This window comes from Actinomyces sp. ZJ308, from assembly GCF_011752065.1.
In the GTDB taxonomy this organism is placed as follows: Bacteria; Actinomycetota; Actinomycetes; order Actinomycetales; family Actinomycetaceae; genus Actinomyces.
In genome coordinates this window covers 37759-51454 of record NZ_JAAIJY010000004.1, presented here as the reverse complement: position 1 = coordinate 51454, position 13696 = coordinate 37759, and the positions used below count along the sequence as shown (strand labels likewise).

12 protein-coding genes are annotated in these 13696 nt (G+C 70.5%); 8 read left to right on the top strand and 4 right to left on the bottom strand.

The window, feature by feature from the left end; genetic code table 11:
- Positions 1–264 precede the first annotated feature (264 nt).
- The 5 genes from HCR68_RS03135 to HCR68_RS03115 all read left to right on the top strand — a co-directional run bounded on the left by HCR68_RS03135 (position 265) and on the right by HCR68_RS03115 (position 6060).
- Entirely contained in the window at positions 265–1152 is an 888-nt protein-coding gene (locus HCR68_RS03135) for a MarR family winged helix-turn-helix transcriptional regulator (RefSeq protein WP_167146098.1), read from the top strand.
- Positions 1153–1195: 43 nt separating this feature from the next.
- A complete protein-coding gene (locus HCR68_RS03130; RefSeq protein WP_167146096.1) occupies positions 1196–3163 on the top strand; it encodes a sodium:proton antiporter in 1968 nt (655 codons plus the stop codon).
- A gap of 101 nt (positions 3164–3264) precedes the next feature.
- Positions 3265–4410, top strand: a complete 1146-nt coding sequence (locus tag HCR68_RS03125; protein ID WP_167146095.1) for a histidinol-phosphate transaminase — start codon at positions 3265–3267, stop codon at positions 4408–4410.
- 121 nt (positions 4411–4531) lie between these two features.
- Positions 4532–5131 carry an imidazoleglycerol-phosphate dehydratase HisB gene (gene hisB, locus HCR68_RS03120; RefSeq protein WP_167146093.1) on the top strand — a complete coding sequence of 200 codons (600 nt, stop codon included), beginning with the start codon at positions 4532–4534 and terminating at the stop codon, positions 5129–5131.
- Positions 5131–6060 carry a hypothetical protein gene (locus HCR68_RS03115; protein WP_208320487.1) on the top strand — a complete coding sequence of 310 codons (930 nt, stop codon included), beginning with the start codon at positions 5131–5133 and terminating at the stop codon, positions 6058–6060. Before hisB ends, HCR68_RS03115 begins: the two co-directional genes overlap by 1 nt.
- Before the next feature lie 68 nt (positions 6061–6128).
- Here HCR68_RS03115 and HCR68_RS03110 read toward each other — a convergent pair whose 3' ends face one another.
- Complete coding sequence (locus HCR68_RS03110) at positions 6129–7790, bottom strand: serine/threonine-protein kinase (RefSeq protein ID WP_167146089.1); 1662 nt, start codon at positions 7788–7790, stop codon at positions 6129–6131.
- A 383-nt stretch (positions 7791–8173) separates the two neighbouring features.
- Between HCR68_RS03110 and hisH the strand changes: the two genes are divergently transcribed.
- Positions 8174–8812 carry an imidazole glycerol phosphate synthase subunit HisH gene (gene hisH / locus HCR68_RS03105; protein WP_167146087.1) on the top strand — a complete coding sequence of 213 codons (639 nt, stop codon included), beginning with the start codon at positions 8174–8176 and terminating at the stop codon, positions 8810–8812.
- A 38-nt stretch (positions 8813–8850) separates the two neighbouring features.
- Positions 8851–9603 carry a bifunctional 1-(5-phosphoribosyl)-5-((5-phosphoribosylamino)methylideneamino)imidazole-4-carboxamide isomerase/phosphoribosylanthranilate isomerase PriA gene (gene priA, locus HCR68_RS03100; protein WP_167146085.1) on the top strand — a complete coding sequence of 251 codons (753 nt, stop codon included), beginning with the start codon at positions 8851–8853 and terminating at the stop codon, positions 9601–9603.
- 37 nt (positions 9604–9640) lie between these two features.
- On the opposite strand, the gene HCR68_RS03095 is transcribed toward priA, so the two are convergent.
- The 3 genes from HCR68_RS03095 to HCR68_RS03085 form a co-directional block, all read right to left on the bottom strand.
- Positions 9641–10930 carry a lysophospholipid acyltransferase family protein gene (locus tag HCR68_RS03095; RefSeq protein ID WP_167146083.1) on the bottom strand — a complete coding sequence of 430 codons (1290 nt, stop codon included), beginning with the start codon at positions 10928–10930 and terminating at the stop codon, positions 9641–9643.
- Between the two features lie 131 nt (positions 10931–11061).
- Positions 11062–12000, bottom strand: a complete 939-nt coding sequence (locus tag HCR68_RS03090) for a phosphatidate cytidylyltransferase (protein ID WP_167146081.1) — start codon at positions 11998–12000, stop codon at positions 11062–11064.
- The gene (locus HCR68_RS03085; protein ID WP_167146079.1) at positions 11997–12695 is read right to left on the bottom strand and encodes a CDP-alcohol phosphatidyltransferase family protein; all 699 of its coding nucleotides are present in this window, start codon (positions 12693–12695) and stop codon (positions 11997–11999) included. The genes HCR68_RS03090 and HCR68_RS03085 overlap by 4 nt, the downstream gene beginning before the upstream one ends.
- A gap of 198 nt (positions 12696–12893) precedes the next feature.
- Between HCR68_RS03085 and HCR68_RS03080 the strand changes: the two genes are divergently transcribed.
- Complete coding sequence (locus tag HCR68_RS03080) at positions 12894–13670, top strand: SseB family protein (RefSeq protein ID WP_208320495.1); 777 nt, start codon at positions 12894–12896, stop codon at positions 13668–13670.
- Positions 13671–13696: the final 26 nt, after the last annotated feature.

The following is a 13696-nucleotide window of genomic DNA, read 5'->3' as shown; positions in this document are numbered from 1 at the left end:
CTCTTGACGATGATCAGAAGGTGCCTGTACCTTCGGTGTCGTCAAGATACAACAGGCACCTTCCAAAGTCTGTCCGCCGCCGCCCGCGATGACGGTTCGAACCGATGGCGACAGGAGTGGCAGTAGACCCGCAAGACCCGCACAGGTGCCCTCACGAGTCAGGAGAAGCTCATGAATGCCGAGAGCATCAGGAACACCGACCCAGACACAACCTCACTCGACAGTCAGCACAGCGCCCGCCAAGGCGCTGGAACGGAGACCGACATGACGAACAACTCCAACAACCCCCATCCCAGTGCTTCCGAGCTCGACGCCGACGACACCGGTAACACCGAAGACGCGGCCTCGTCGCAGCACCTGCAGCGAGCCTCGCTCCACGAACGATTCCGCCGCCTGCAGCACCTCATGCGCCGCAGTCGCATGACAGCGCATCACGACGGCCCCTTCGCCGACACCACTCGAGGCCGCGGCCGGGTACTGGCCGCCCTGCGCATGCAGAGCCCGATCCCCACCCGAGACCTGGCCTTCCTCCTCGATATCCGCCAGCAGTCCCTCAATGAGCTGCTCAAGAAGCTCCAGGCCGATGGCCTCATCGAGCGCAGGGCCAGTGAGGAGGACCGCCGCGTCATGGTCGTCCACCTCACCGAGGCCGGTCGTGACACGCCCCTGAGCGGGCCCAGGGCCGACTACCTCGACTCGCTGACCGATGAGGAGGCCGCCACCTTGGCCCGGCTTCTCGACAAGATCATCACCTCTCTGGAGTCTCGGCTCGGGCCGGACGAAGACGGTGAGTGCGGGCCGCGCTTCGCCGACGCCCGTCGTCGCATGGGCGAGGAGCGCTTCGAGGCCATGATGCGCATGCGCGAGCGCGGCTTCGGCCCCTTCGGCCCCGGTCCCGCATTCGTTCCGGGCTACGGTCCCGGTTTCGGCCCGGAGGCGGACGACGCCGATCTGTCTGAGGGCCGTGGCAGGCGAGGCGGGCGCTCAGGCCACGGGGGACCGCGTCGAGGAGGACGACCCCATCGAGACGGCAGTGCCCTCCCCGGAGAGGACTTCCCCGAGCGCGGAGCCCGCAGGTTCAGAGCCGCTCGGGCACGACGCACCCGTGGAGCCCGCATGACCTCCTACCGCTTCACCGCCCACGACTGCTGAAGCCTCATCATTGGCCGCCGATGGCCTTGGCTACCCTTGGCCCATGGACCTCCTCATCATCGCCGTGCTGGGCACCCTGGCCATCGCGGCGGCCTCGCAGCTCAGTGACCGCATTGGTGTCGCTCCGGCGCTGATCCTCCTGGCCGGCGGCACCGCCGTCGGCTTCCTGCCCTTCATCCCGGCGGTCGAGCTGGACCCCCAGGTGGTCCTCGAGGGCATCCTTCCCCCACTGCTGTTCTCGACGGCGGTGAGCATCTCGACCATCAACTTCCGACGGGAGCTCGCCCCCGTGGCGGTCCTGGCCATCCTGCTGGTCGCACTGTCCGCCGCCGTGATCGGCGTGGTGCTCACCCTGCTGGTCCCCGGGCTCTCCCTGGCCTGGGCGATCGCCATGGGAGCGATCCTCAGCCCCACCGACGCCGTGGCCATCTCCATCGCCCGCCGGTTGGGGGTCTCGCAGCGCATCATCACCGTCCTGGAGGGGGAGGGGCTCCTCAACGACGCCACCGCCCTGGTGGTCCTGTCCTCGGCCGTCTCGGCCGCCACGTCGGGAGGCGTGAGCGTCGGAGGCGTTCTGGGCGGCTTCGCCCTGGCGGTCCTCGTGGCCCTGGGCGTGGGCTGGCTCGTCGGCGAGGTGAGCCTGCGGGTGCGATCCCACATCACCGATCCCACCGTGGACACGGTCGTGTCCTTCACCGTCCCCTTCCTGGCGGCGATCCCGGCCGAGCACATGCACGGATCGGGCCTGGTGGCCGCCGTCGTCGCCGGACTCATCACCGGACACCGAGGTCCCCGGATGCTGCCGCCGGCCCACCGAGTGGCCTCACGGACCAACTGGCACACCGTGGAGCTCACCCTGGAAGGACTCATCTTCCTGGTCATGGGGCTGGAGTTCTTCGGCGTGGTGGAGAAGGTGGACGCCTCGGACCTCGGGGTCCGTCGGGCGGTTGAGGTCGCCGCCATCGCCGGGCTCCTCACCGTCGTCATCCGGGCCCTGGTCGTCGCCCCGATGCTCAAGCTCCTCAGCCACCGGACCGCGCGCTGGGCGACCCACTGGGAGGAGAACGAGGAGGCCATCCACCAGTTCCAGAACCGCTGCTCGGCCATCGTGCGCGGCGAGGCCGAGATGCCTCAGGTTCCCTGGGACCGACGCCGCCTCGCGCGGGTCCAGCGCAAGCTCCGGCGCGAGCCCAGCCACGAGAGCATCGCCCGGCGCGCCCTGAGGCTCTCCAGCCGGGTCCGACGCCGCGGTGCCGACCTGGACTACTTCGCGGCCGAGCCCCTGCGCGCACGCGAGGGCGCCGTCATCATCTGGGCGGGCATGCGCGGCGCCATCACCCTGGCCGCGGCCCAGACCCTGCCGACCACGGCGCCGCACCGACCCTTCCTCCTCCTGGTGGCCATGCTCGTGGCCGCCGGCTCGCTGACGCTCCAGGGACTGACGCTGCCGGCGCTGGTGCGCCTGGTCAGACCCGCAATGGCCGGACCCGCCGACGACGAGGAGAAGGCATCCGTCATCTCGCTGCTGGTCAGTGCCGCCCGCGACGCCGTTGCCGATGGCCATGAGCCTCCCGGCCGCAGCCCTCACGACGCCATGGACTCCGGTACCACGAAGCCCTCCGACAGCGAGCCCGTGCCCGACACGCAGACCGAGTCGACCGGCCCGGAAGAGCCTGCCACCTCCGAGACGGCGTCGAGGCCGGACAAGGCCCCGGTGTCCGCCCAGGACGAGGAGAACGAGGCCCTCAAGCCTGAGCGCAGCACCCTGCTGCGACGGGAGGGGGACGACATCGTCCTCTCCCCGGCGGCCGTCGCCAGAGCATGGACCGACCCGACCTGGCGGCACGACGAGCTGGCCCCCATGAGGGAGCGGGCCCTGGACATGATCCGGGCCCAGCGCGAGGCCCTCCTGGACGCCGGGGACGAGGGCCTGTACTCGGCCGACTCCCTGGAGCACGCCCTGGATCGTCTCGACTTCCAGGAGATCATGCTGACCAGCGAACCGCACTGACCACCGTCGTCACCCGGCTCCGGCCGGCACCTCGGCGCGGGTGATCCCACCTGCTGAGGCCGCCCCTCCGCCAAGGGCTAGCGAGCCGTAGACTCCAGGCCGTGAGCGCGAACCTGCCCCTGAGACCGGACCTGGAGGACGAGACGCCTTACGGCGCCCCGGAGATCGACGTCCCCGTGCGGCTGAACGTCAACGAGAACCCCTATCCTCCGTCCGCCGCGGTCATCGAGTCGATCGCCACCGCAGTGGCCCGGGCCGCCCGGGGACTCAACCGTTACCCGGAGCGCGACTTCCCCCGGCTGCGGGCCGCGCTCGCGGACTACCTCGAGGCGGAGTCCGGGGTGGAGCTGACCCCGGAGCAGATCTGGGCGGCCAACGGCTCCAACGAGGTCATGCTCCACGTGCTTCAGGCCTTCGGCGGTCCGGGGCGCACTTGTCTGACCTTCACCCCCACGTACTCGATGTACCCTGAGTACGCCCGTGACACCCTGACCGACTACGCCACGCGCCCGCGCCGCGAGGACTTCACGCTCGACGTCGAGGCCGCGGTGGCCGCGATCACCGAGCTTCGGCCCGCCGTGGTCATTCTGGCCAGCCCCAACAACCCGACTGGGACGGCTCTGCCGCTTGAGGACGTCAGCCGGATCCTTGACGCGGCTCGCGGTCACGGCCCGATGCTCGGGGCCGAGATCGGATCACCGGCGCGCGCCAGCGACTGCGTCGTCGTCATCGACGAGGCCTACGCCGAGTTCCGCCGTCCGGGCGTGCCCAGCGCCCTGGAGCTGCTGGGGCCGGCCAATCCGCACCTGGCCGTCACCCGCACCATGTCCAAGGCCTTCGGAGCGGCCGGGCTGCGCCTGGGCTACCTGGCCGCCGATCGCGCCCTGGTCGATGTCCTGCGCGTCGTGCGCCTGCCCTACCACCTCTCCGCCGTCACCCAGGCCGTCGCCCTGGCCGCCCTGTCCCACCGCGACGAGCTCATGGCGCAGGTCGCCTCCCTGCGTGATGAGCGAGACGCCCTGGTGACCTGGCTGCGCGGCCAGGGACTGACCGCGCACGAGTCGGACGCCAACTTCGTCCTGTTCGGCCCGTTCCCGGACCGCGACGCCGTCTGGCAGAGCCTCCTCGACGCCGGGGTCCTCATCCGCGTCGTCGGCCCCGAGGGCTTCCTGCGCGCCAGCATCGGCACGCCGGAGGAGATGGGGCGGCTGCGCACCGCGCTGACGGCGGCCACGAGGAAGGCATGAGGAGATGGGAAGGACGCCGGCCGCGGGCGGCGTCGAGGACCGGTAGGGTTGCCACCGGTTGAGATCCTTCAAGGAACCAGTAATGCTGAAAAGCACGACACACGATGCTGAGGAAGCACACATGAGCCGTACCGCGCGTATCGAGCGAGCCACGAGCGAGTCCAGCGTCGTCGTCGAGATCAATCTCGACGGCACCGGCCAGACCGACATCTCCACCACCGTCCCCTTCTACGACCACATGCTCACCGCCCTGGGGCGGCACTCCCTCATCGACATGACGGTGCGCGCCAGCGGTGACACCGACATCGACGTGCACCACACCGTGGAGGACACCGCCATCTGCATCGGCGAGGCCCTGCGCGTGGCACTGGGGGACAAGCGCGGCATCCGCCGTTTCGGCGAGGCCAGCGTCCCTCTGGACGAGGCCCTGGCCCACGCCGTCGTCGACATCTCCGGACGCCCCTACCTGGTGCACGAGGGCGAGTCCGAGGCCTTCGTCCACCACCTCATCGGGGGTCACTTCACCGGCTCGATGGTGCGTCACGTCCTGGAGGCTGTCGCCTACCACGCCGGCATCTGCCTGCATGTGCGAGTCCTGTCCGGCCGCGACCCCCACCACATCGCTGAGGCCGAGTTCAAGGCCCTGGCCCGAGCCCTGCGCGCCGCCGTGGAGGACGACCCCCGCGTTGAGACCATCCCGTCCACGAAGGGAAGCCTGTGATGGACCAGATCCCCCAGCCCGACGAGCACCACGATGACGGCCAGGACGGCCGGCGCGACCTGGACGCCGAGTTCGCCGCCCTCATGGACGACGTCGAGATCCCCGACGACCTCTCATCGATCGAGGGCCTGGAGGCCCCGGAGGGTCCCCGGAGCAACAAGACCCGGGACGGCCTGCCAGAAGCGGCATCCGCCTCGCCCGACGGCGCCAAGGAGACCACGTCCGAAACCGTGTCCGAGGGAGTGAGCCCCGCCGACGTCCCCCACAACACCTACCATCCCATCAGCGGGGAGGATGGGGGAGTACAGAGCGCTGACGAGTCCTCCGGGCTCACCGACGTCCAGGAGGCGCAGGTCACGGCCGCGGCCGACTCCTTGAGCCCCTTCGGCCCCGGTGATCCCGATGACCAGGCCCCCAGGGCGGTCAAGGTCGCCGTCGTCATGACGCCGCTGAACCGGGCCGACGGCCTGGCCGGCATGTGCTCCCTCATGGACCTCGACTGCACCGTGGTGCCCTCCTCCAGCGGTGCCTTCGCGGTCAAGCAGTTCGTCTCGGCCCACTCCGACTGGGACGTGGCCGAGCTCCTGGGAGGATCCGAATCCGAACCCGCCGAGGCGGCTGAGCTGGCCGCCCAGCTCTCCCGCCTGTCGCGAGCCGGCGCGGTCCTCATGACCGCGGACCTGGCCACCGACGTCGGTATCGAGTCCGGCCTGTCCGGAACGATCACCGCCCGCCGCTTCAGCAACGGCCAGCCCGGGGAGGAGGCATCGGCGGGTCTCCTGCTGGCCTCCATGGACCAGGTCGTCGAGGACGTGCTTCTGGGTGTCATCGACGCCGACGACGTCCCCGGCGCCGTGAAGTCATCCGAGATCAAGGCCCCCCGGGCGATGCGCTGGTTCGGACGCGGACTGCGCCGTCCCCCGCAGTGATCTCAGGCACGTCGGATCACGTCAGCAGGACTGCCGCCATGTGATCAGCCGCGCCTGTGGGCTGCCGTCTAGCCGGCGTAGGAGCTGGTCCGCTGCCCGCCCTTCAGGTCCGAGGCGATGCAGGAGAAGCCCCGTTGCCCGGCGTTCCACCCCGCCTCACCGGGGCCCAGCACCGACGTGCTCGGATTCGCCGCCCCGTACTGCTGGGCGGCCTCCGAGGTGCAGGTGGCCTGCACATTGGGGTCGGACGCCAGGTCGTCGTCGCTGGAGCCCGAGGTGCTCTCCGCCAGGGTGCCCACCCGGTAGACCTCCCAGGAGTGGGGCTCGTTGCAGTCCACCTTCTTGGCGGTGGTCTGCCCCGACACGGAGGTCGTACCGGCCAGACAGGTACCGACCGGGTGCGGCGGGGTCGAGACGATGTCCTGGCCAGACGACGAGGACTGGGCCGACGAGCCCGCCCTGACCGTGGACACTGTGGGCGCCATCCAGGTCCCGGCCATCCAGCCGGCCCCCAGCCCGATGACCAGACCGACGACCGCTCCGACGAACCCGGCACGCAACCCGATCCGACGACGTTCTCGGGTGGTGAGTCTCACAGGCCGCCCGTTCTCCGGTGCCGCAGACCCACTCGGAGAGACATTCAACGACTCCGGTGAGGACACCGGCATCGGCGACTGTGCGTAGCGTTCCAGCTGATCGGAGATCGCTGACGGCGCTGACTGGGCCGAGCGGGCCGCCTGGGCCGAACCGGCTGATGGTCCCGACAGCGCGCTCGAGGCGACGGGAGGGTGAGCGCCGGACGAACCACTGGGACTACCGGGGCTCACCGAACCGGCCGAATGGCCTGCGGCGCTGTGGGTGGGTGCCGGCACCAGGCCGGCCTCGACCAGCTGCAACGAGGTCACCGGCCCGCCGACGGCCAGGTCACCGGTCCCGAGCTGCTCACGAATCTGTCCCAGGGCCTCGGTGAGCTCGATGCCGTTGCGGTAGCGGTCCTGCGGATCCGGCGCCATGGCCTTGCTGAGCACCGGGAGCAGGATCTCGGGAACGTTCGGGTCGTTGAGGTTCAAGGGCTCATCAAGGGAGCGGACGATCTCGGGCAGGCTGCGCTGCACGCCGTCGGGCCCGCGCCTGGGGCCCCGTCCCGTCAGCAGGGCGAAGAGGACCGCCCCCATGGACCACACATCGCCCTCGGGCCCGGGGCCGGCCAGCATGAAGGCCTCCGGAGCGGCGAAGTCGGGGGTGAGGCACTCCAGCGTGACGGTGGGGTCCTGGCCCTCACGCTGGACGGAGGCGATGCCGAAGTCCGACAGCCGCGGGGACCCGTAGGAGTCCAGAAGAATATTGGCGGGCTTGACGTCCCGGTGCATGACACCGGCCGCGTGCGCCGCCCCCAGCGCCGAGGACGCCGCCTCCACCAGTGCGACGGCGTCGGAGGCGGGTGTCGGGCCGCGTGAGACGAGGTCGTAGAGGCTGCCGCCCGCGCACAGCTCCATGACCAGGTACGGGCGCAGGTCGGGCAGCTTTCCGGTGTCGACCAGTGAGACCACGTGGGGATGCCCCGAGATCCGTGAGGCCGCCTGCACCTCGCGCATGAACCGCCGCTCGTTGCGCGGGTCGTCCAGGGGGCGGGAGTCAACCTTGACGGCGACCGGGCGCTGAAGGGAGTCCTGCACACCGGCGTAGACCGTGGCGAAGCCTCCGCGTCCCAGTACCGAGGTGATCCGCACCCCCGGAATGGAGAACGGTGCGGCGCTGTGCGATCCACTGGGGACGCCACTGGACCCGCGCGATCCCGCGTCCACGGAGGACTGACTCGCCGAGGGAGGCGATGGTGCCGGCGCAGGTGAGGGCGTCTCACTGGGGGGGGAACTGCATGCTCACGAATGAATCCTCGCCCATGTTGGAGATTCACGAAAGGAAACCGGCCATCCACCGACGGATCGGGCACTCGGCCCGGTGCCGGTGCTCATCCGGCTGGGGATGCACGAACGGCTCGTCTGACGAAGCCGTTGCACGAGCACCGCGGGTGCTGGGTCTGCGCACGTCCGTGCTTGTTTCAGAGTGTGGAGGATATGCCAGAACGATTCACCGGGACGGTAGGGTATGTCACATGCAAGCGCCACGCGTCACCGTTCTGTCATACGGATCCGGCAACGTCCGCTCGGCGGTGCGCGCTCTGGAGCGCGTCGGTGCGCAGGTGACCCTGACCGACGACCCCCATGAGGTCACCGGGGCCGACGGCCTGGTGGTTCCCGGCGTCGGTGCCTTCGGTGCGGTCATGGACCAGCTGCGGGCGGTTGACGCCCCTCGCCTCATCGAGCGGCGTCTGGCCGGCGGGCGCCCGGTCCTGGGGATCTGCGTAGGCATGCAGATCATGTTCGAGCGCTCCGAGGAGCACGGGACCACGGAGGAGGGTCTGGGGCAGTGGCCCGGAACCGTGACCAGGTTGAGTGCCGACGTCGTCCCGCACATGGGGTGGAGCCAGGTTCGCCCTCCGTCGGGCTCCGTGCTGTTCGACGGCGTTGCCGATGAGCGCTTCTACTTCGTCCACTCCTACGCGGCCACCGAGGACCCTGCCGAGCTGCTTGGTCCCGGTCCCACTCGGCTGCCCCGGGCGACCTGGGCGACTCACGGGCAGGACTTCATCGCCGCCGTCGAGAACGGGGCCCTGTGCGCCACGCAGTTCCATCCCGAGAAGTCCGGTGATGCGGGGGCACAGCTCCTGCGCAACTGGATGACAACCCTCTGACCACCCGAGCCGTCCCAAGACCACCGCAGGAGAAACCCATGCTCACCCTACTTCCCGCCGTCGACGTCGCCGATGGCAAGGCCGTCCGGCTCCTTCAAGGAGAGGTCGGTTCGGAGACGGACTACGGCAGCCCCGTCGATGCCGCCCGGGACTGGGTGCGAGCCGGGGCCGAGTGGATCCACCTGGTGGATCTCGACGCGGCCTTCGGTCGGGGCTCCAACTCCGAGCTGCTCTCGCGCATCGTCGGGGAGGTCGGCATCAAGGTGGAGCTCTCCGGTGGCATCCGGGACGACGCCTCGCTGGCCCGGGCCCTGGCCGCCGGTGCTGCCCGGGTCAACCTGGGCACGGCGGCCCTGGAGGACCCCGAGTGGACCGAGCGAGTGATTGCCGAGCACGGCGACAAGATCGCGGTCGGCCTCGACGTGCGCGGCACCACGCTGGCCGCCCGCGGCTGGACCAAGGAGGGAGGCGACCTGTGGGAGACCCTCGAGCGGCTCGACGCCGTCGGGTGCGCGCGTTACGTCGTCACCGACGTCACTCGTGACGGCACGCTGAGTGGTCCCAACACGGCGCTGCTCACCGAGGTCTGCCAGCGCACTCCGGCGCCGGTGGTCGCCTCTGGCGGTATCGCCCACCTCGACGATCTGGTCGCCCTGCGGCGCCTGGCCCCGCTGGGACTCGAGGGGGCCATCGTCGGCAAGGCGCTCTACAACGGCAACTTCACCCTTCAGGAGGCGCTGGCCGTGGCCGGTGACGAGGAGGTGCGCGAGCCGTCGACGGCGCGCGTCTGACGAGCCTGCCCAGCGGCGCGCCCCGGTCGCGCGCACCCTACCGCCCAGGATGCTCAGGCCGCTGCCAGTGCTTGACGATGCCGCGCAGTGCGGTGGCGAAGACGACGCCGGTGGCCGCCAGGTAGGGGCCGTAGTGCTGACGGGTGATCGGCCCGAGAGGCTTTCCCAGCGTCCTGACAACGGCGGTGGAGGCCGCCATGCGAGCGGCCCGTTCTCCGGCCGCGTGGATGACGACCGCGGGCAGAGGCAGGTCCCGGCGCCCGGACTCGGCGGCGAAGAGCTTGACCGGGATCCCGGTGAGTGCCTGCTTCCAGTAGCCGGAGGGACCTCGGCTCAGGTAGCGGGAGGTGGCCGCCCTCATCGCCGGCGTGGTCCACGGTGCGGGCGGGCGGTGTCCGGCCCGGGTGAGCAGGTGGGTGACCGCCACCCCGGTGACCGATCCAGCCACGACCATCGCCGCGCGGCGCCACATCCGCTCAGGGTGGGTCAGTCCCAGCCACACCTGGCTCATCTCCGCCATGATCGGGAAGGAGACGGCCTCGGCCATACCCCAGATGAACATCACGGCGTCTCCTCTGGGACCGTCCATCGCGGTGCGCAGCACGGTGAAGACGTCCGAGACCGGCTCGGGTCTGCGCGGGCGCTTGAGCATCTCCACGATCTGCGCCCGGGCCTGGTCGCTGACGCCCTCCACATCGTCACCGGGAGCGATCGGTTCCCCCACCCGGACCTCGACGGGGGAGTAGTGGGGCAGACCACTCTTCTTCGGCATCATCTCGCGCGTTCCCACCAGCGCAACCGGAAGCACGGGGATGCCGAAATCACGTGCGAGCCGGGCGGCCCCCGAGTGGAACCGGCCCATCTGCCCATCCGTGGAACGGGTGCCCTCGGGGAAGATGAGGATGCTCATGGACTCCGCCACCCGGTTGGCCAGGCTTCCTCGCAGCTCCTCGTAGGCACCCTCGCCGTCGCGCCGCACCGGGTAGGCCCCCAGCAGGCCCCTGGCCACGAGACGACGTGAACGGCTGGAGAACCAGTAGTCCTGGGCGGCGACCGTGACCACCCGCATGAGGGTCGGCGAGGCGCTCATCATGGCGATCGTGTCCGCGTGGGAGCCGTGGTTGGCGACGACGACGTAGGGACCGTCGGCCTCGAACTCGCCCTCGACCCGCACACCCCCGAACGGAGCGATGATGGCCGACCAGAAGCGCTGACGCAGAACCGCCCTCCAGGTGACCTTCTGGGGCGTTTGCACGATGGATCGCAGGCGACGCCCGGCTGAGGCGATTTCGGCGGGACCTGGTATCTGGGAGATCTGACGTGGCATGTCAACGGCCTTTCCGGAGGAGTGCGGGCGATGAAGGACGAACCGAGGGTCTTGGTGCGGCGACGGTGCGGGACGGAGCAGGACGAGGAGGCGGTGGGTGCAGCAGGAGCATCTCAGGGGACCGTGTGCGCTCACCCGAGGACAGCGGCCAGCGGCAGAACCAGGAGCAGGGAGTCGACTCGGTCCAGGAGCCCTCCGAAACCGGGAAGCCAGGCGCCGGCGTCCTTGACCCCGGCGGTGCGCTTGACAAGGGACTCCAGAAGGTCGCCCAGCACCCCGCCCAGTCCGACGGCGAGCACCAGCCCAGGAGTGATGCGGCCCAGCAGGGTGAGGATGAGTGCGGCTCCGACGACGGCGCCCACCAGTCCGCCGATCGTCTTGTTGGGGGACAGGGGGGACAGCGGTCGGCGTGCCCAGGCCATCGAGCGCAGGAAGGTGCCGCCGGCCCACGCGGCCACGTCGGCGGCCGCGGCCGCGAAGGCGATGAGAAAGGCGTCGTGCCACAGGATCACCAGGTGCGCCAGGGACCAGGGGATCCATATCGAGGAGAAGCCCGCGACCGTCGCCCGCCTCAGGCCGTGCTCGGCGTCGCCGGCCAGGACCGCGGGCACGGCGCACACGAGCACCATGAGCGGGGCGATCGCCATGAGACCCGGGCGCAACCAGGCGGCCAGCGGATAGCCCACCGCCATCATCGCCAGCATGGTGGTCTCCACCCTCGGCAGCCGGGTGAGCCGGGAGAGCTCGCGAACCGCCTGGAGCCCGAGGGCGGCGGCGAGCAGCGCCGTCGTGCCCCGACCGATCCAGATCGGGATGCCGACCGCCGGGATGATGACGGCCCATGTGGTCCAGCGGCGGCGCAGCTCCGTCTTACGGGACAGGGCCACGCCGATGCCGGCCAGAAGCAGGATGGTCATGGCCGTTGCCGCAAGGAACACGGCCCGGCCGGTGAGGACCCACCCCACTCCGGGAACGGTCACGGTCCACGAGCGGCTGCCTCCCACGAGCCATTCGATCACCCCGCCGCCGGAGGCCCTGGTGCCGGCCCAGGTGCTGACCCAGGTACTCACGGCTCGGCTCCCGCGTCGGAGCCGGCCTGACGGGGGCTGCGCCCGATACTGCTGATGTCCTGCGGTGGTGGTGGGGCCATGGTGTCGGCCATGGCAGGGCCGGTGCGTCCGGCGAGGGCGGTGGCGGTGCGCGCCAGCCGGAGGCAGGCCGTCAGCACGGAGCCCACGATGACGACCCAGGCGACGATCGCCAGGTACTGGGGGAGCGCCGCCGCCACGACCGCCGCCAGACACCGCTCGGTCTTTCCGAACGGTCCGCCGTTGAGCCTGGCGGCGCCCGCACCTGCAGCAGCCAGGGAGACGAAGGTCGGCAGCGTTGCCGCCGCCAGCGCGATGAGGGTCAGGTGGACCGTGGAGGCGGGTGAGCCCGTGCGCAGGGCCAGCCCCACCAGGCCGGCCATGATGAGGAGGTCGGAGACCCGGTCCCCGACCTCGTTGAGAACGAAGCCGAAGGGGCGTGATACCCCGCGTGCCCGCGCAACGGCGCCATCCAGGTTCGCGCCGCCGAGCCGGGCGGCCAGCAGGATGAAGGCCAGGGGCCACCACCCCATGACAAGTGCCCCGCAACCCAGTGCAGCGGCGATGACGCCCACGGCGGTCCACACGTCGGGTGAGATGCCACGGCGCACCGAGGCCTGGATGATGATCCCCAACCGGCGGGTGTACCAGTACTTCAATGAGTAGAGCGATGCCACCGCAACAGGTTATCGAGCCGGTTCCTCCAAGGTGCGCGATTGGTCCGGAACACACTGGGGAGTAATACCCCTGCCCCCGGACGCGCTACGGTGAGGGTTATGAGCAGGTCTTCTCAACAGGCCCCGGGTCAGGCCCCAGGACTTCAGCCCGGTGATGTGCGCGGGTCCGATCCGGAGGCGCCCCAGGTGGCGGCAGCCATGGCGGCCCGGGCCAAGCTGGAGCGTCTTCTCGCCGCGCCCTCGCCCTTCGCTCACGACGACGGGGCGGTCCGCCCGGAGGTGAGTAGTGCGCTGGAGGCCTCCGACGTGCCTCGTCACGAGTACCTCGATCGGCTGTGGGCGGCGCTCGTGGACGGCAGGCTGATCGTCCCGGTGGCCGCTCACGCCCATCCTGGTCGGCCTGAGCCGAGTGGACCGCAGGCCGTGAGCCTGTCCCGAGGAGGCTCTCCCGAGGTACCGACCCATGAGGTGCACACCGCCGACGCCTGCCAGGACGCGGCGACCCTTGCGGTGAGCCTGCCCGACGGGCACATCGCCCTGCCGGTGTTCACCAGTGCTGAGGCGATGAGCCGGTGGCGCAGCGATGTACGCCCCGTGCCGGTCTCACCCGAGCGGGCGGCTCAGGTGGCCTGCCTGTCCACTGACCAGCTGTGGGTGCTCGACCCCGGCACCCGGGACCTGCGCCTGCCGCGCCCGGCCGTTGTGGCCCTGGCCGGGGGAGAGGAGTGGGTGCCGTCGTGGCGCAATGAGCCGGTTCAGGCCGAGGTGCGCGCCCAGCTCGAGGAGGTCGACGGAGTCACCGGCGTGGCCTTCGGGCCCGGCGAGGGCGCCGAGCTGCGAGTCTTCATCCGCATCGACGCCGCAGACGGTCGGGCCGGCGTGGCCCGGAGCCTGGAGGGATGTCAGCACGTCATGGTCAATCCGGCCTGGGGCGACCTCATCGACACCGTGGAGCTGTGCCCGCTGCCGGCCTGAACCGGCGTTCCGGCCGGCTGCGGTGC